This is a genomic window from Streptomyces marianii (assembly GCF_005795905.1).
GTDB classification, from domain to species: domain Bacteria; phylum Actinomycetota; class Actinomycetes; order Streptomycetales; family Streptomycetaceae; genus Streptomyces; species Streptomyces marianii.
Genome location: NZ_VAWE01000001.1, coordinates 4491855 through 4510000, shown reverse-complemented (window position 1 = coordinate 4510000; position 18146 = coordinate 4491855). Strand labels below are relative to the sequence as shown.

Annotated in this window: 12 protein-coding genes (1 of these 12 only partly in view); 7 read left to right on the top strand and 5 right to left on the bottom strand. The window is 73.5% G+C overall.

Translation table 11 applies throughout. From position 1 onward, the window contains the following. A protein-coding gene (locus FEF34_RS20320) for a MarR family winged helix-turn-helix transcriptional regulator (protein ID WP_138057609.1) crosses the window boundary here: on the bottom strand, positions 1 to 185 show its beginning. The gene continues 319 nt to the left of window position 1, outside the view; only the first 185 of its 504 coding nucleotides appear in the window; it begins with the start codon at positions 183 to 185; the stop codon falls past the left edge of the window. Between the two features lie 402 nt (positions 186 to 587). Between FEF34_RS20320 and FEF34_RS20315 the strand changes: the two genes are divergently transcribed. Then, positions 588 to 1877 carry an MFS transporter gene (locus tag FEF34_RS20315; protein WP_171053315.1) on the top strand — a complete coding sequence of 430 codons (1290 nt, stop codon included), beginning with the start codon at positions 588 to 590 and terminating at the stop codon, positions 1875 to 1877. A 24-nt stretch (positions 1878 to 1901) separates the two neighbouring features. Here the strand turns inward: FEF34_RS20315 and FEF34_RS20310 are convergent, their stop codons facing one another. Then, complete coding sequence (locus FEF34_RS20310; protein ID WP_138054436.1) at positions 1902 to 3605, bottom strand: ATP-binding SpoIIE family protein phosphatase; 1704 nt, start codon at positions 3603 to 3605, stop codon at positions 1902 to 1904. Between the two features lie 238 nt (positions 3606 to 3843). After that, entirely contained in the window at positions 3844 to 5397 is a 1554-nt protein-coding gene (locus tag FEF34_RS20305; protein ID WP_138054435.1) for an NAD(P)/FAD-dependent oxidoreductase, read from the bottom strand. 338 nt (positions 5398 to 5735) lie between these two features. Here FEF34_RS20305 and FEF34_RS20300 point away from each other — a divergent pair, with 338 nt between their 5' ends. Further along, positions 5736 to 6500 carry a TetR/AcrR family transcriptional regulator gene (locus FEF34_RS20300; RefSeq protein WP_138054434.1) on the top strand — a complete coding sequence of 255 codons (765 nt, stop codon included), beginning with the start codon at positions 5736 to 5738 and terminating at the stop codon, positions 6498 to 6500. A 376-nt stretch (positions 6501 to 6876) separates the two neighbouring features. Then, complete coding sequence (locus FEF34_RS20295; protein WP_138054433.1) at positions 6877 to 8784, top strand: sigma-70 family RNA polymerase sigma factor; 1908 nt, start codon at positions 6877 to 6879, stop codon at positions 8782 to 8784. 210 nt (positions 8785 to 8994) lie between these two features. Here FEF34_RS20295 and FEF34_RS20290 read toward each other — a convergent pair whose 3' ends face one another. Further along, positions 8995 to 11130, bottom strand: coding sequence for an asparagine synthase-related protein (locus FEF34_RS20290; protein ID WP_138054432.1), 2136 nt, complete (start codon positions 11128 to 11130; stop codon positions 8995 to 8997). A 711-nt stretch (positions 11131 to 11841) separates the two neighbouring features. On the opposite strand from FEF34_RS20290, the gene FEF34_RS20285 reads away from it, so the two are divergent. The 4 genes from FEF34_RS20285 (at position 11842) to FEF34_RS20270 (ending at position 16883) form a co-directional block, all read left to right on the top strand. Beyond that, on the top strand, positions 11842 to 13287 hold the full coding sequence (locus FEF34_RS20285) for an MFS transporter (protein WP_138054431.1): 1446 nt from the start codon (positions 11842 to 11844) through the stop codon (positions 13285 to 13287). A gap of 115 nt (positions 13288 to 13402) precedes the next feature. Further along, entirely contained in the window at positions 13403 to 14620 is a 1218-nt protein-coding gene (lhgO, locus tag FEF34_RS20280; RefSeq protein WP_138054430.1) for an L-2-hydroxyglutarate oxidase, read from the top strand. A 53-nt stretch (positions 14621 to 14673) separates the two neighbouring features. Further along, positions 14674 to 15480, top strand: coding sequence for a tRNA (guanosine(46)-N7)-methyltransferase TrmB (gene trmB / locus FEF34_RS20275; RefSeq protein ID WP_407698353.1), 807 nt, complete (start codon positions 14674 to 14676; stop codon positions 15478 to 15480). 74 nt (positions 15481 to 15554) lie between these two features. Beyond that, positions 15555 to 16883, top strand: a complete 1329-nt coding sequence (locus FEF34_RS20270) for a PrsW family intramembrane metalloprotease (protein WP_138054429.1) — start codon at positions 15555 to 15557, stop codon at positions 16881 to 16883. A 213-nt stretch (positions 16884 to 17096) separates the two neighbouring features. Here FEF34_RS20270 and FEF34_RS20265 read toward each other — a convergent pair whose 3' ends face one another. Further along, positions 17097 to 18143 carry a M23 family metallopeptidase gene (locus tag FEF34_RS20265; RefSeq protein WP_138054428.1) on the bottom strand — a complete coding sequence of 349 codons (1047 nt, stop codon included), beginning with the start codon at positions 18141 to 18143 and terminating at the stop codon, positions 17097 to 17099. Positions 18144 to 18146 lie beyond the last annotated feature (3 nt).

The window sequence follows — 18146 nt, the reverse complement described above, 5'->3', positions numbered from 1 at the left end:
AGGCGGTACGGAGCACCGGAAAGGACCAGCGTCTTGAGGACCTCCCATTCGGCGTTGCTGATGCCCAGTGCGGCGACCTGGCGGCCGTACGCCACGTTCATCCGGCGGTTGAGCCGGCCCAGGGCCGAGACGACCTTCTCCACCTGGGGGTCCAGGTCGCGGAACTCGCGCTGGTAGGCCGCGATCTGCTCGTCGAGGGTCGGCTCCTGCGTGGTCCCGGGGTTCGCGGAGGTTCCCGGGGCGGCTGACGCCGAGGGCTTGGACGCGGCGGAACCGGCAGACGAAGAGGAAGAGCGAGAGGGCGGGGAGGCGGAGGGAGCGGCCGCGTCGGCCGGGGAGCCCTGTGCCGGCTTGCCGGCCTCTTCGCCTGACGGGTCGGCCGGTGCTGTCGCAGGTGCCTGCTCGGCCCTCGTCGGACGGCCGGGCCTCTGCTCGGGGGTGTCGGACATGCGCCTCACTATCCCATGCCGCTGGTTTGGTTCTAAGTCCTTGAATGTGTATTGTTCAGGTTCTAACTTTAGTTTCGAAGTCTTCAAATCTCAGTCCTCCGGACTGGCCGACCAAGGCAGGTGAGTGTGACCAAGGCGATGGGCGCAGCGATGCGCCGGATCCAGGCAGGGAACGTGCTGAGCGCGTTCGGGCTCGGGTTCACCGTTCCGTACCTCTATGTGTATGTGGCGCAGGTTCGGGACCTGGGAGCGAGCACGGCGGGTGCCGTGCTCGCCGTCTTCGCCCTGGCCGCGCTCGTGGTGCTGCCCTTCACCGGGCGGATCATCGACCGCCGCGGGCCGCTGCCCGTGCTCGTCGTGGCCGCGCTGCTGGCCTCGGGCGGGGCTCTGTCCATGGGTCTGGCCGGCAGCGTGGCCGTCGCGGTGCTGTCCGCAGCGCTGCTGGGCGCGGGTACGGCCGTGATGCAGCCGGCGCTGGCGACGATGATCGTCTGGTGCTCGAGCCCGTCCACCCGCACGCGGGCGTTCGCCATGCAGTTCTTCCTGCAGAACCTGGGACTGGGCATCGGTGGTCTGTTCGGCGGGCAGATCGTCGACAAGAGCCGGCCCGGCAGCTTCACGCTGCTGTTCTCGATCGAGGCCGCGATGTTCGTCGTCCTGGCCGTGATCGCCGCGACCGTGCGGATGCCGAAGTCGCCGTCGATCCCCGACGCGATGCCGGAGAACACCGAGGCAAGGGCCAGGGGCGGAATGCGGGCGCTGCTCGGGCACCGGGCCATGGTGCAGCTGTGCGTCCTCGGCTTCGTGCTCTTCTTCGCCTGCTACGGCCAGTTCGAGTCGGGCCTCGCGGCCTACGGCACCGAGGCCGCGGGGATCGACCCGGCGACGCTCGGCTACGCCCTGGCCGCCAACACCGCGGTGATCGTGCTCGCGCAGTTCCTCGTGCTGCGGTTCGTCGAGCGGCGCCGTCGTTCGCGTGTGATCGCCGCGGTCGGGCTGATCTGGGCCGTGGCCTGGCTCGTCGCCGGATACGCGGGGCTCGGGCACGGCGGGCAGGCGATGGCGACGGCCGCCTTCGTCTCGACGTACGCGTTGTTCGGGCTCGGCGAGGCGATGCTGTCGCCGACGGTGGCACCGCTCGTCGCGGATCTCGCACCGGAGTCGATGGTCGGGCAGTACAACTCGGCGTTCGCTCTGGTCAAGCAGCTGGCGCTGGCGGTCGGCCCGGCGGTGGGCGGTCCGATGGGGGCCACGCTGCACGGCCCGTACATCGTGACGTTCGTCCTCTTCTCCCTGGGCATCAGCGTGCTGGCCCTGAAGCTGGGGCGGAACCTCACGGCGGTGCAGGACCGGCCCTCGCTCGCGTCCGCGTCGCGGGTCGTCGCCCGGCACCGGCCCGAACAGGACAGGGTGGCGTCCGCCGTCTGACGGGCGACGGCCCGGCGCCGGCCGCTAACCGGGCGGATCGGGGAGGGCGAACTCGCACCACACCGCCTTGCCGCCGCCGGGAGTTCGGCGGCTACCCCAGGACGAGGCGATCGTCGCGACGATGGAGATACCGCGGCCCGCCTCGTCCTCAGTCTCGGCACGGCGCCGGCGCGGAAGGTGATCGTCGCCGTCCGTGACCTCGATGATCAGCCGGCGGTCGGTGCGCCGCAGCCGCAGCCGCATGGGCGGCGTGCCGTGCTGGAGCGAGTTCGCGACCAGCTCGCTCGCCGCGAGCACGCCGAGGTCGCGCAGTTCCACGGGGAACCGCCACGACGCCAGCACTCCCGATGCGAACGCCCGTGCGCGGGGCGCGGCCTCCACACCGCCGAGCAGTTCGAGCGCGGCATTGTGGAAGAGCTCCGCGTCCCCGCCCGAGCGGGTCGGGTGCTGCAGGACGAGGACCGCGACGTCGTCGTCGTGGTCCGCGGTGACGCCCAGTGAGCGGATCAGCCGGTCGCACACGACCTGGGGTGTGCCGGTCGCTCCGGCGAGCGCCCGCTCCAGCGCGGCGACACCGTCGTCGATGTCCTCGCCGCGCCGCTCGACCAGTCCGTCCGTGTAGAGCACGGCGGTGGAGCCCGGCTGCAGCGCGATCGTGGCGGACGAGTGGAGCCAGCCGCCGGTGCCGAGCGGCGGGCCGGTCGGCTCCTCGGCGCGGTGGACCGTGCCGTCGGCGTCGCGCACGAGGATCGGCAGATGGCCCGCGGACGCGTACACCAGGCGGCCCTCGTTCGGGTCGTGCACCGCGTACACGCAGGTGGCGATCTGGCTGGGGTCGATCTCGGAGGCCAGTCCGTCGAGGAGCTGGAGCACTTCGTGCGGGGGCAGGTCGAGGCGGGCGTACGCGCGGACGGCGGTGCGCAGCTGGCCCATGACGGCGGCCGCTCGCACGCCGCGGCCCATGACGTCGCCGATGACGAGCGCGGTGCGGCCGGCGCCGAGCGTGATCACGTCGTACCAGTCGCCTCCGACCGCGGCGTCCGTGCCGCCCGGCCGGTAGTCGGCGGCGATGCGCAGGTCGTCCGGCTGTTCGAGCTCCTGCGGCAGCAGTGAGCGCTGCAGGGTGACGGCTGCCTCACGGTGACGGCTCTCGCTGGCGCGCAGGCGTTCGGCGGCTTCGGCGTGGTCCGTGACGTCGGCGGCGAAGACGAGGACACCCTTGACGAGCTCGCCCTCCCGGTACGGATCGGCAGCCTCGGCGGGCAGGCACGTGACCGTGTACGAACCACCGCCCCGGACCCGGCGGGACTTCACCGTGCGGGGCCTGCCGCTGCGCAGCACCTGGTCGAGCAGCGGAAGCAGTCCCAGTTCGGCGAGTTCGGGGCAGGCGGCCGCGGCCGCGGCACCGGCGGGGCGGGGGCCGAACGCCGTCTCGTACGCCTCGTTGACGTACGAGACGCGGTGCTCGGGACCGTGCACGAGGGCGACCAGCGCGGGCAGCCCGTCGAGCAGCCCGCGGACGGGGAACTGCTCGAGTGCCGGAACGGCGGACTCCGCCGACGGGGCCGGTGCGCCGTGCGGATCGGTGACGGCGTCGGTGGCGTGGGGCTGCCGGTCCGTCCGCCGGTCGTACTCACCGCGGGCCGCGGGGACGGACCCGCGGTCCGTCCGCGCTGCGGCGCGACGCTGCGTACCGGGGAGCCGGGCGCTCCAACGCGTGAAGTTCACGGATTTTCAAGCCTCGTGGTGTCGTTGCTGTTGTCGTGCGCGGTTGCGCCCGTGTGTGTGACCGTGGCCGGTGGGGTTCCGGTTCCGGAGGCCGCTCCTCACCGGAGTGGCCAAGTCTGCCGGTCTCGTTGCCGATTGCCGTGGAGGGGACGGTGCGGCCCGGGCACGTCACTCTGTGCTGGCCGCACATCCACCTATCGTCACACGCCCAGTGTGGCCCACCGCACCGACAGCGGGGTCAGCCCTCCTCGGTTCCGGGTCCGGGAGCGTCCTGGCCCTTCCTCCCCCGGCCGTCGCCCGGCGCGGCGTCGGGCGGCGCCCCCGACGCGCCGGGACGGGTACCGGGCGCCCGGCCCCGCCTCCTCCCCCGGGCGCTCGTGGGCGGATCCTCGTGGCGGCGGGCGAGCGGCCTGGACGGGACGCCGCCCGCGGCGAGTTCGAACTCGGCACGCGGGTGCTCCAGCGACCCGAGGGAGACGATCTCACGCTTGAACAGCCCGGACAGTGTCCACTCGGCGAGGATGCGGGCCTTCCGGTTGAAGGTGGGCATGCGGCTGAGATGGTACGCGCGGTGCATCAGCCAGGCCGGATAGCCCTTCAGCTTGCGGCCGTACACATGCGCCACGCCCTTGTGCAGCCCCAGCGACGCCACGGATCCGACGTACTTGTGGGCATAGGTCTGCAGGGGCTGTCCCCGCAGCGAGGCGACGATGTTCTCGGCGAGCACCTTCGTCTGGCGGACCGCGTGCTGGGCGTTCGGCGCGCACTCCGTGCCGGGTTCCTTCGCGGTGACGTCGGGCACGGCGGCGGCGTCGCCCGCCGACCAGGCGTGCTCGGTGCCCTCGACGCTGAGTTCGGCGGTGCATTTGAGGCGGCCTCGCTCGTCGAGCGGCAGGTCGGTGGCCGTCAGGACGGGAGCGGGCCGGACACCCGCGGTCCACACGACCGTGCGAGTCGGTAGCCGGGAGCCGTCGCTGAGGACGGCGACCCGGTTCTCGCAGGAGTCGAGGCGGGTGTCGAGCCGCACGTCGATGTTGCGGGCCCGCAACTCCCGGATGGCGTACTTCCCCATCTCCGCACCGACCTCCGGCAGGATCCGGTCGCTCGCCTCGACCAGGACCCACTTCAGGTCCTCGGGCTTGATGTTGTGGTAGTAGCGCGTGGCGTAGCGGGCCATGTCCTCGAGCTCGGCGAGCGCTTCGACGCCCGCGTAGCCGCCGCCCACGACGACGAAGGTGAGTGCCGCGTCGCGCAGGGCGGGCTCACGGGTGGAGGACGCGATGTCCATCTGCTCGATGACGTGGTTGCGCAGGCCGATGGCCTCCTCCACGGTCTTGAAGCCGATGGCGTACTCGGCGAGTCCCGGCACGGGCAGCGTGCGCGAGACGGAGCCGGGGGCGAGCACCAGCTCGTCGTAACCGATCTGGATCGCGCCGGCGCCCTCTTCCTCGGTGGCGAGGGTGGTGAAGGCGGCGGTGCGCTTGGCGTGGTCCACGGACCGGACCTCACCGCTGACGACCTTGCATCTGTGGAGGACCCGGCGGAGCGGTACGACCACGTGGCGGGGCGAGATGGAGCCCGCGGCCGCCTCGGGGAGGAAGGGCTGGTAGGTCATGTAGGGCTCGGTCGACACGACGACGATCTCGACCTCGCCGCGCTCCAGCTCGCTCTTCAGCTTCTGCTGGAGACGGATCGCGGTGTACATCCCCACGTACCCCCCGCCGGCGACGAGAATGCGCGTGCGCGGCGGGGCGCCTGGGGTCGTGTCCCGGGAGTATGCAGCCTTCACCATCCCATGACGCAACGCTCCTCGGAGTTTGTCCACAGCCCCGGCCGATTGTGTGACCGGAGGTTTTGGCCACGGTCCGGCGGGGCGGCTGCCGCCGTGGGGGGAAGTTACGCAGGTCAGCGGGGAGAAAGAGGGTCCGGGGCGGGGGTGGAATCAGGAAGGTTCCGGCCCTTGCTCCGATCGGGGGGCGCACCGGACGGAACTGCCCCTTCTGAATTGACCCCGACTCAACTATGTTCGTACCTCGTCGGGGTGTTCTGGTTGGTGACTCGTCTGATTCACCCCGGCGTCACGGCGGGGAGTCTCCGGGGGGAGACGACATCATTTCCGGGGGAACATTCATGCACATTCAGGATTCGCATTGGTCGGGCGCCGTCGCTACGGAGACCGGCGGAAACGGGCGCGTGGGCACTGCTGCGACCAGCCGTTCCGCACCGCTGCGGGTGGACGCGCAGCGCAATCTGGAGCACGTGCTCAGGGCCGCTCGCGAGGTGTTCGGGGAGCTGGGTTACGGCGCTCCGATGGAGGACGTGGCGCGTCGGGCGCGAGTGGGCGTGGGCACGGTGTACCGCCGCTTCCCGAGCAAGGACGTGCTGGTACGGCGGATAGCCGAGGAGGAGACCTCCCGGCTCACGGAGCAGGCGCGTTCCGCCCTCGGCCAGGAGGAGGAGCCCTGGTCGGCGCTCTCCCGCTTCCTGCGCACGTCGGTGGCCTCGGGAGCGGGCCGGCTGCTGCCGCCGCACGTTCTGCGGGTCGGTGTGGCCGACGAGTCGACGGTCGTCGAGGACACGGTCCGGGAGGAGACGCGGGTGCCGCAGCAGCGTCCGGGCCTCGCCGGACAGCCCGAACTGCGGGTGGTCGCACCGCGTCCGGCGCCCGCCGCCGAGCAGGACGACGCGGGAGCGGGCGAGCTGCTCGACGTCGTGGGGCAGCTGGTCGACCGGGCTCGGGAGGCCGGTGAACTGCGCGTCGACGTCACCGTGGCGGACGTTCTGCTGGTGATAGCCACCGCCGCGCCGTCCCTTCCGGACGCTGCGCAGCAGGCGGCAGCCTCGGCACGGCTGCTGGACATCCTGCTGGAGGGGCTGCGCTCGCGGCCCGTGTGACCGCGGGTACACGGCCTCCGCCGGTCGGCCGGCCGACCGGCGCTCGGAGCCGCGACCGCTCGGACGCGACCGCCTGCCGGTGGGACGCGGCCCCTCGTCAGTCGGTCCCGGTGCGCGGGCTCCCGGGGGACGGCTCCCGTACCCGGGGCTCACGGGACGGCGTTCCCCGCCCCCGCGCCGGTCCGGCGCACCCCGTTGTGCGCGCGTCCTGCGCACGCGGGCCCGGGAACGGGCTCTTGTGCAGGCCGGGTGTCGTCCTTGGATTCGGATGGTCTCCCGGACGAGTGGTTGCTGTGCAGGGGAGGCTTGACAGCCCAATCCCTGTGGCACTCTTGCCCGGTGTTCGGGTCACTGGGTGGGTACGGGGGCTTCCGCGATGAGCGGTGAGGGTCGCAACGAGCCGCACGCCGGAGGCACCGGCGACGAGACCGGCGGGCTCGGTGGGGACACCGGGGGGCGGGTTCCGTCGCAGCGCGAGGGCGGCTCGTCGGGTCCCAGCGTAGATGTCTCGCCCTCCCCGCCGGCGCCGTCGGACGCCGACCTGGTCCTGCGGATGCGCGGGGGTGACGACAGCGCATACGAAGAGCTCTTCCGCAGGCACGCGGACGCCGTGCGCCGCTACGCCCGCACCTGCTGCCGTGACGCCCACACAGCGGACGACCTGACGGCCGAGGTGTTCGCCAGGACGCTGCAGGCGGTGCGGGGAGGCGCGGGGCCCGAACAGGCGGTCCGGGCGTATCTGCTGACCGCCCTGCGCCGCGTCGCCGCCGCCTGGGCGAGGTCCGCCCGCCGGGAGCAACTGGTGGAGGACTTCGCGGTCTTCGCCGACCAGGCGGCCAGTGCCACCGGAGTGCCGCGCGAGGACACGCTCGAGCTCGGTGCCGATGTGCGCGCCATGCACGAGGCCGAGCAGTCGATGGCCCTGCAGGCCTTCCGCTCGCTGCCCGAGCGCTGGCAGGCGGTGCTGTGGCACACCACCGTCGAGGAGGAACCACCGAGCGCGGTGGCGCCGCTGTTCGGTCTCACCGCCAACGCCACGGCGGTCCTGGCAGGCCGCGCCCGGGAAGGGCTCAAGCAGGCCTATCTGCAGGCCCATGTGAGCTCCGCGCTCACCTCGGGCGGCGACTGCGCCCGGTACGCCGACCGCCTCGGCGCCTACGCCCGGGGCGGGCTTCGGATGCGGGCCGAGCGCGGCCTCCGCAAGCACCTGGAGACATGCGTCAGATGCCGGCTGGCCGCGGGCGAGCTGGAGCAGGTGAACTCCGGGATCCCGGCGCTGCTGCCGGTCGCCGTCATCGGCTGGTTCGCCGCGGGGTACTCGTTCAAGGCCGCCGGGGTCGTGGCGGGCGGCGCTGCGGGAGCGGGTGCCGCGGCGGCGGCCGGGGCGGCCTCCGGTTCGGCGGGCGCGGTGGCCGGGGCGGGTTCGGCCTCCGGTGGCGCGGGCGGAGCGGCCGCGGCGGAGGGGCTCGCGGCCCCCGTGAAGGCCGGAATCGCCGCCGCGGTGGCGGCCGCGGTGGGCGCGGGACTGATGCTGGCGCTCGCGGGTGAACCGGCACCGGCGCCGAAGCCCCGTGCGCGGCCCCCGGTGGCGCAGCCCGTCGTTCCGGCGCCCCCGGCCTCCACGGCGCCCTCGCCGGTGCCGCCCTCACTCTCCGTACCCGACGCCGGGCCCGCCGCGGCGCCCCGTCAGCCGACACCGGCCGTGCCGCCGGCGGCATCGGCGGCCGGACCGTCCCAGGCACGTCCGGCACCCGCGCCGCCGCAGCCGCCGGCACCGGTGCCCGTGCCGTTCCCACCGCCCGGGGAGACGCCTTCGCCCTCGCCGACGACGCCTCCTCCGCCCACGACCGTCTACCAGCTCAACCGGCTCCAGTACGGGGTGGCCGGCGACGGCACCCGGCCCGAGGTACGGCTCGGCCCGGACAGTTGGGTCTGGCAGCGCCACGGCATGTCCATCGGCGGCGCCCGGTACGAGCACGGCGTCTCCGTCCACGCCAGGTCGTCCGTGACGATCGACCTGAACCGTGAGTGCACTTCGTACGACGCGCTCGTCGGCGTCGACGACATGACACCGGGGCTGGGCGCGGTGCGCTTCTCCGTGTACGCGGACGGGGCGCGGCGGTGGCGGTCGCCGATGCTGCGCGGCGGTGACCCGGCAGTGCCCCTGTCCGTCGGCCTCACCGGCAGCGAGACGCTCCGCCTGGTCGTCGAACCCGTCGGCGTACGGCCACTCGCCGCGACGGCGATCGCCGACTGGGCACGGTCGCGGATCACTTGCGTGTAGCGCCGCGAGGGGCGGTACGGACGGCCCGCACGAGACGTGCGTGCACCGGGCTCCCGGCTCGGACGGCATGGGTGACGGCGCCCCGGCACGAGCACGTCCGGTCCGGGTGCCGGGCATCCACTCGAGCGTCCCGGCACACCGCCCCTCGGCGCCCCTGAACGTCGCGCCCGCACGCGCCGGCCGCACCGCGAGCGCCGCGCCCACACGCCCCTACGCCTGGAGCGTCGGGCGGCGGGGTACGCCCGAGGCGACCGCGCGGCGGCGGGGTGCCTCCGTGCCCGTCCAGCACGTACCGCGCCGTGCCAGCAGCCGTCGTAGCCAGAGTTCGGTGGAGACCAGGTCCGCGAGTCCGTCCAACGGCACCGGTTCCCCGTCGGACGCGGCGCGCAGCGCCTTGCGGACGACCCTCGCCTCGACGATGCCCGCGTCGGCGAGCAGCGGAGTGTCGAACAGGTCCAGCAGATGCGGCAGCGACAGCCGCATTCCGGCCCGCGTCGCCGTGTTCGAAGCGGTCTGCGAAGGCGCGCCCCAGCCGGGCGGCAGGTCGTGGACGCCGGCTCCGGCGAGGACCGTGCGCAGGACGGCGGTGCGTGCACCGGGCTGGACCCGCAGCGCCTCGGGGAGGTCGCGCGCGGCCCGTACGACCTGGTTGTCGAGGAAGGGAGCGTGCAGCCGCTGGCTGCGTACCTCCGAAGCCTGCTCCATGACGCGGTGGTCCGCGGCGTACCGTGCGAGTGCCGCGCGGGCACGGGCCTCACCGGGTCGTTGCACCGATGTCGGCCGGGTCGACGCCTCTTGGAGGCGAACCGATACTTCGGCGAGTGCCTCGCCCGTGAGCCAGCGTGCCGCGGGCCCGGGACGGGACCAGGCGAGCGCCGCGAGGGACGCGCCGAGCGGTCCGTTGACGGCCGCCACCCGGCGGTTGGCCTCGGGCAGCCGTGCGGCCGCCGTCTCGAGGCCGGTGCGGTAGGGGGTCCGGGCGAGGCGCCGCGCCGCCCGGTAGACGGTGAGCGGCACGAGCAGCGAGCCGGCGGTGGGGCCGGAGGCACGGGCGAGTGCGGAGACGGGACGGAGCAGGGGCCGTCTCCGGCGGTCCATCAGCAGGTCGGCCAGGCGCGCCGGGTGGGCGTCCAGGACCTGCCGGGCGCCGTGCCCGGTGAAGTGGTCGGCGCTGCCTGACGCGAGGCGCCGCCGGTTGCGTTCGGCCTCGACGAGGGAAGGGCCCGGCTCGTCGGTGAGGGGACCGTCCAGATCGGCGTAGGGCAGGGCCTCCGCGCCCGCGGCGACGACGACGTGGTGGAGCCGTGGATTCTCGGCGATGCTCCCGGCCCGTTCCATCTCGGCCTCGCGTCCCTGCGGGGTGGCGAGGTCGTTGAAGGTGACGGCCAGCAGTCGCTCCCCGGCCGCGGTGCCGTGGCCGAGGATCGTGCCCGGGGCGCCGGGCAGACCGGCGGCGAGCAGTGCGAGGGTGCCTGAGGCGCTGCCTCCGGACAGGTCGGCGCCGATGCCGGGCGCGGGTGCGCCGCGGGCAGCGCGCCGTTCCGCAGGGCCCATGCCGGGCACCGGCCCCGGGTCGGGCGGCAGGGTCTCGGGTGCGTGCCGGGGAGCGGTGAGTCGTGCGCGTACCGAGTCGACGAGCGCGTCCCGCATCGCCTCCATGGCCCGGTCCGGGTCGAGTTGGGGCGCGGCGACGGCGAGGGAGGCGACGGGTTCGTAGCCGGTGATCTCACGGGAGCCCTCACGCAGGATCAGGGCGTGACCGGGCGGGATCCGTTTGACCCCGGCGTACGGGCTGGAGTCGCGCAGTGCCTCCGGGGATTCGGGGCAGGCGAGAAGCGCGGCGAGGTGCCCGATGTCGAGCTGGGCCTCGATGAGGTCGGCCAGGGGCAGTGCGGCGGTCGCGTAGGCCGTACCGTTGGCCCAGGGGGTGTAGAAGACGGGGCGTGCTCCGGCCAGGTCGCCGGTGACGGTGATGCGGCGGCCGACCTGGACGACTGCCGTGTAGCTGCCGGCCCAGGCGGTGAGATGGCGCAGTGCGCCCCCGCGGGCCGCGAAGAGGCCGACGCGCAGTTCCTCGTCGCTGGCGGCGCAACAGCCCAGCACGGCCAGGCGGATGGTGGGCGTCCCTCCGCTGAAGCCGGGGGGCGGGCCGGCGGTGACGACGCGGACCTCGTCCGGCCGCCAGTCGCCGACGGCCCACAGCGGATCGGGGTCGCCCCACAGGAGCTGGGCTCCGACGGGGTGGACGGTGCGGTGGTCGTCCCGGGAGGCGGAGGCGCGGGAACCGACGGCGCCCGCCGTACCGAAGCTTGCGGCGACACTGCTCCACCCCACCAGCCACCGCATCGCGCCTCCACAGCCTGTGGACAACTTTCGGCACACCCGATTCGGTACACCCCGATGAGGACATGCTGCCACGACAAGGGCGCACGGGAGGGGCTCCGGGTCGCGGGCGCGGAAAGTGAACGCGCCCCTGGCAAGCGCCGTACGGCGACTGCCGGGCCGCTGGGGGCCGGACGCCGGCGACGGGCGGGCGGGCGGCGGGCGAAACGCCGCCGAAGGGGCGGCATTCAGCCAATCTGAAGAACGCGAGGAGGGGGACATACCGCAAGGAACGGACACACGCGCACGGCCCGGGAGGCGGCACTCACCTCCCGGGCCGGTCCACCGCCCGCGGGGATTGGGGCGGCGGTGTCCCCCAGCCCATCGGATCCCTCGCCGATGGGCCGACCCACGCAGCACTCATGGAAGCGCTCCCCCGACGGCCGGACGAGAGCGCACGGGCGGGCGCACGGCCACACGCCCGGAGCACGGTCCGGAGAGGGGCTCCCGCCCGAACACACAACAATCTCGCCATACGGAACACCGCCTCTTAACGGTCGGGATGCGGCGAACTACCCTGTGTGTCACTGCTGTTCTCCTCGGGGGCGCATATTCCCGGGGGCTCGGACACCTGCTCTTGCGTCCGGCTTCCGGGGAGTTGTCCCCCTGTGGGGAGGGCGGAGCGAACGCCGGAAGCGGATGCCCGGCGGCCGTCTGTGTGTCGAGGGGTGGCGCATGTCCAGGGAGCAACGCGGGCCGAACGAGAAGCTCGGCACCGTTCTCGCCCTCGCGGGAATCAGCAACGCCGGTCTCGCCCGGCGGGTCAACGACCTCGGGGCGCAGCGCGGTCTGACCCTCCGCTACGACAAGACGTCGGTGGCGCGGTGGGTGTCGAAGGGCATGGTGCCGCAGGGCGCCGCGCCCCATCTCATCGCGGCGGCCATCGGGCAGAAACTGGGCCGCCCGGTGCCGCTGCACGAGATCGGGCTCGCGGACGCCGACCCGGCGCCGGAGGTCGGGCTGGCCTTCCCGCGGGACGTGGGCGAGGCGGTGAAGGCCGCCACGGAGCTCTACCGGCTTGATCTCGCCGGGAGGCGCGCGGGCGGCGGTGGGATCTGGCAGTCACTGGCCGGTTCCTTCTCCGTGAGTGCGTACGCCACCCCCGCCTCCCGCTGGCTGATCAACCCGGCCGACTCGTCCGTGGAACGCCCCCTCCGGGGAACCGGGGGCGGCGAGAGCCAGGAGAGCCCCGAGGACGGCCAGATGCGGGTGGGCCACAGCGATGTGACCAAGCTGCGCGAGGCGGCCGAGGACGCCCGGCGCTGGGACTCCAAGTACGGCGGCGGGGACTGGCGCTCGTCGATGGTCCCGGAGTGCTTACGGGTCGACGCCGCACCGCTGCTGCTCGGTTCGTACTCGGACGAGGTGGGCCGGGCCCTGTTCGGGGCGACGGCCGAGCTGACCCGGCTGGCGGGCTGGATGGCCTTCGACACCGGGCAGCAGGAGGCGGCCCAGCGCTACTACATCCAGGCGCTGAGGCTGGCACGCGCTGCGGCCGATGTTCCACTGGGCGGCTACGTGCTGGCGTCGATGTCGCTGCAGGCGACCTACCGCGGCTTCGCCGACGAGGGCGTGGACCTCGCGCAGGCGGCCGTGGAGCGCAACCGCGGCCTGGCGACGTCCCGCACGATGAGCTTCTTCCGGCTGGTGGAGGCACGGGCCCATGCGAAGGCGAGCGACGCGCTCGCCGCCGGGACGGCGCTGAAGGCCGCGGAGAGCTGGCTGGAGCGCTCCCGGGAGGGCGACACGGACCCGTCCTGGCTGGGGTTCTACTCGTACGACCGGTTCGCGGCGGACGCCGCCGAGTGCTACCGGGACCTCAAGGCGCCCCGCCAGGTGCGCCGCTTCACCGAGCAGGCGCTGTCCCGGCCCACGGAGGAGTACGTGCGCTCGCACGGACTGCGTCTCGTGGTGAGCGCCGTGGCCGAGCTGGAGTCCGGCAACCTGGACGCCGCCTGCGCGGCGGGCACCCGCGCGGTGGAGGTCGCGGGCCGCATCTCCTCCGCGCGTACGACGGAGTACGTACGGGACCTGCTGCACCGGCTGGAACCGTACGGTGACGAACCGAGGGTGGCGGAGCTGAGGGAGCGGGCCAGACCGCTGCTGATGGCCCCGGCGTGAGCCGTACGCGTCCCGTGACGCGTGTCCCACCCGGTTTAACGCGCCTGTCAGTGGGCCAGTGCATCATCGGGGGCGGGACGGTTTCCCGGGAGGGCACTGCCGGGCTGGAAGGTGTGTGGTGAAGGCGGCCGCATTCGACTGCGACGTGCTGGTGATCGGCGGCGGGATCATCGGGCTGTCGACGGCCCATGCCCTGACGCGTGCCGCACCGGGCACCTCCGTGGTGGTGCTGGAGAAGGAACAGGGCCCGGCCCGTCACCAGACCGGGCGGAACAGCGGAGTGATCCACAGCGGGATCTACTACCGCCCGGGTTCACTGAAGGCACGTTTCGCCGTGCGCGGTGCGGCGGAGACGGTGAAGTTCTGCGCCGAGTACGGCGTCCCCCACGAGGTCACCGGCAAGCTCATCGTCGCCACCGCGCGCGAGGAGCTGCCCCGGCTGCACGCGCTCGTCCAGCGTGGCCGGGAGAACGGCATCCCCGTGCGCGAGCTGGGCCCCGCCCAGATCGCGGAGTACGAGCCGGAGGTCGGCGGCGTCGCCGCGATCCACGTCGGTACGACCGGGGTGTGCGACTTCGGGGCCGTCGCCGCCCAGCTGGCGGAGGTCTCGGCCGCCTCGGGTGCGGAAGTCCGCTACGGCGAGGAGGTGCTGCTCGTCGACCGGCGCCCGGGGGGCGTCGCGGTCCGTACGTCCACCGGCCGGATCGTCCGCGCCCGCACCCTGGTGAACTGCGCGGGACTGCACTGCGACCGGGTGGCCGAGCTCGCCGGGGAGCGGCCCGGCATGCGGATCGTGCCCTTCCGCGGGGAGTACTACGAGCTGGCCCGCCCCGAGCTGGTGCGCGGCCTGGTGTACCCGGTGCCCGACCCCGCCTTCCCCTTCCTCGGGGTCCACCTCACCCGCGGTGTGGAAGGCGGCGTCCATGTGGGACCGAACGCCGTCCCGGCGCTGGCCCGCGAGGGATACGGCTGGTCCACGGTCCGCCCGGGGGAACTCGCCGCCACGCTGGCCTGGCCCGGTTCCTGGCGGATCGCCCGGCGACACTGGCGCTACGGCGCGGGCGAGCTGCACCGCTCGTTCTCGAAGCGCGCCTTCACCGCGGCCGTGCGACGGCTGCTGCCGGCCGTCACGGAGGACGACCTGCGGCCGGTGGCCGCAGGTGTCCGGGCCCAGGCGGTGCTCCGGGACGGCACCCTGGTGGACGACTTCATGATCAAGGAGTCGCCCCGTGCGGTCCACGTCCTGAACGCACCGTCCCCGGCGGCTACCGCCTCACTGCCGATCGGCCGGGAGGTGGCCAGGCGGGCGCTCGCCCATCTCGCCGAGGTGTGACGCGGGCCGCCCTCGGCCGGTGTCCGCCACCGTACAATCGGGTCATTGTGTCTGTGTCTGAGTTCGAGAACGTCACCACCGGGGGTCCGCGCGGGGACACCCCTCGTACCGCCACCGCCGCACGGCCGAAGGGCGAGCCCCGGTTCCCGGGCGGCCCCGCGGCCGACCCCGCGGGTTCGCACCACGAGCGGCGGATCCGCAGCTTCCAGCCGCGCCGGAGCCGGGTGACGGCCGGACAGGCCGACGCGCTGCGGCGCCTCTGGCCGCTCTGGGGGCTGGACATCGACGGGCTCCGCACACTCGGTCTGGACGAGATGTTCGGCGGACTGCCGGTCGTCCTGGAGATCGGCTTCGGCATGGGCGAGGCGACCGCGCGGATGGCCGCGGCCGACCCGGCCACGGGCATCCTCGCCGTGGACGTCCACACCCCCGGCCAGGGCAATCTGCTCGGGCTGGCGGAACGGGCCGGCCTGAGCAATGTGCGGGTGGCAAACGGCGACGCGATCATCCTGCTCCGCGAGATGCTGCCCCCGGCCGCCCTCGACGGCCTGCGGGTGTACTTCCCCGACCCCTGGCCCAAGAAGCGCCACCACAAGCGCCGGCTGATCCAGCCGGAGTTCCTCACCCTGGCGGCGAGCCGGATGAAGCCGGGCGCGGTCCTGCACTGCGCGACGGACTGGGAGCCGTACGCCGAGCAGATGCTCGAGGTGCTCGGAGCCCATCCGGACTTCGAGAACACCGAGGCCGCCGGCGGCTACGCGCCCCGGCCCGCCTTCCGCCCGCTGACCCGCTTCGAAGCCCAGGGCCTCGACAAGGGGCACGTGGTGCACGACCTCCTCTTCCGGCGCCGGGAGACCTGACTCCGGTGGGTGCGGTGCACCCACCGGCACCAACGCCGTCGCGCGTTGTCCGTGCCGCTCGTTAGGGTCGTCTGGTGTCCGACTGGTCCCCGCAGCCGCATCCGGCCGCCCGCCCCGCCGTCCCGGCGTGCGACGAGCGGCCGCTGTTCGACGCCGTACCGGAGCGCGCCCGCTGGCGCTACAAGCCGCGCCGCGACTTCTGGCGCAGCAAGGCCGTGCGCGCCTGGGCGCTGATCACCCTGCTGGCACTCTCGGGCCTGGTGATCCTCGCGCTGGTGCGCGAGCAGACCGGCACCGAGGGCTTCCTCGTCGGGCTCGGTCTCGCCGTACTGCCGGTGCCCCTGCTGATGGGGGCGTTCCGCTGGCTGGACCGGGTGGAGCCGGGGCCCTGGCGGAACCTCGTCTTCGCCTTCGCCTGGGGGGCCTGCGCGGCCGCCCTCGTCGCGATCATCGCCAACTCGTTCGCGACCCAGTGGATAGCCACGGCCACGGCCGATCCGACGCACGCGGACACGATCGGTGCGACCGTCATCGCCCCCGTGGTCGAGGAGACCGCCAAGGCGGCCGCGGTGCTTCTGTTGTTCCTCTTCCGGAGACGGGACTTCACCGGCCTCGTCGACGGTGTCGTGATCGCCGGTTTCACGGCGACGGGCTTCGCGTTCACCGAGAACATCCTCTATCTCGGCAACGCCTTCGGCGAGGACCAGGAGTTCGGGACCTCCGGCTTCGCCTCCGTCACGGCCGCCACCTTCTTCGTACGGATCGTGATGTCTCCGTTCGCGCACCCGCTGTTCACGGTGCTCACGGGCATCGGTTTCGGGCTGGCGGCCGCCACCGCGCGGGACCGGACGGTCCGCAGGGTCGCACTGCCCGTACTCGGCCTGCTCCTCTCCATGGGCATGCACGCCCTGTGGAACGGCTCGGGCATCTTCGGCCCTCTGGGTTTCTACGCGGTGTACGCGGCGTTCATGGTGCCCGCCTTCGGTCTGCTGACCTGGCTGGCGGTGTGGACCCGGCAGCGTGAGCTGCGCACGGTCGCGGCGGAACTGCCGGCCTATGCCGCGGCCGGCTGGCTGGCGCCCACCGAGCCGCTGGCCCTGTCCTCGATGAAGGCCCGCACGATGGCCCGCGATCTGGCGGGCCGCACCCACGGCGCCGCCGCCGCGCGTGCCGTCTCCGAGTACGAGGTGTTCGCCACCTCCCTGGCCTTCCTCCGCCACCGGGCCGAGCGGGGCACGGCCGGGCCGGACTTCGCCGCCCGGGAGCAGGAGCTGCTGCACCATCTGTGGCAGCGCCGGGATCTCGCGGGCCCGGCTCTGACGTACGCCGCCCGCGCGACGGGCCGCGCCTGGCAGCCCCCTCCCCATCTGGACTACAGCGGCTTCAACCCCTACCGCGGCTGACGCCACCCCGGCGGGCGCCCGGGGCCTGCGGGAACGCCGGCGGTGCATGGATGCCGGCAGGCGCAGCCGGGCATGCACAGCCGACGGCCCGGTGGACGTCGGTGGGACGTCACCGGGCCGTCGTCGGCCGGAGCACGAGGCTCCACAAGGATGGGCCGGAGCACGGGGCTCCGGGCCAACGGCTACCGCAGCGCGCGGCTCCGTGCCGATGGATCAGACGGAGAGGCCCTTGTCCCGCAGCCACGCGGCGGGGTCGACCCCGTCGCCACCCGGGGTGTGCACCTCGAGGTGGAGGTGCGGGCCGGTGACGTTGCCGGTGGCGCCGACGCGGCCGATGGTCTCGGAGGTGGAGACCTTCTGCCCCACGCCGACGGTCATCGACGACAGGTGGCTGTACCAGACCTCGGTGCCGTCCTCGAGCTCCAGCACGATGCGGTAGCCGTACGAACCGGACCAGCCTGCCGACTTGATGGTGCCGCCGTGCACGGCCTTGACGGGGGTGCCCGTCGGTGCGGCGAAGTCGAGACCCGTGTGGTAGCCGGAGGACCACATGGATCCGGCCTGCCCGTAGGTGGAGGTCAGCGTGTACGACGAGGTCGGCAGCGAATAACTCGCGGCGAGCTTGGCGAGGCGCTCGGCCTCCGCCTTGCGGGCGGCCTCCTCCGCGGCCTTGCGCTCGGCCTCCGCGGCCTTGCGCTCGGCCTCGGCGGCCGCTTCGGCGGCCTCGGTCGCCTGCCGCTTCGCCTCGGCGGCGGCCTGCTCCACGGCGGCCTGCTCGGCAGCCGCCCGGGCCTCAGCCTCGGCCTTGGCCTGCTGCTGCTCGGCCTGCTGGAGGATCCGGGCGCGCAGGGCCTCGCCCGCGTCACCACCCTGGACGGTGATGTCGGCCGTGGTGAGCGGTCCGTCCGCGACTGCCTCGTCGCCGGAGTCGTCCGACATCAAGGAGCCGACACCGGGCAGCGATTCGGCGTCGGGGAGTTTGTCCGCGATGACGTCGGGCAGGGAAATGGAGACCGCGGGCTTGTCCTGGGCGGTGGCCATACCACCCGCACCGACCGCGGCGATGACACCGACACCGAGGACGGTGGAGCTCCGTGCGAGCGCGTTGCGTTGCTTGACGACGCGGTGCCTGCCACGGACGGGACGGACCGATTCCTCGGTCGGGTTCCACTCCTCCGCCCCGGGGGCGGGAGCCCACTGGTCGCTGGGGACCCACTGCGCAGTGGGGGGCTCCTGGAGGGCAGGCTCGTTGGACGCCACGGA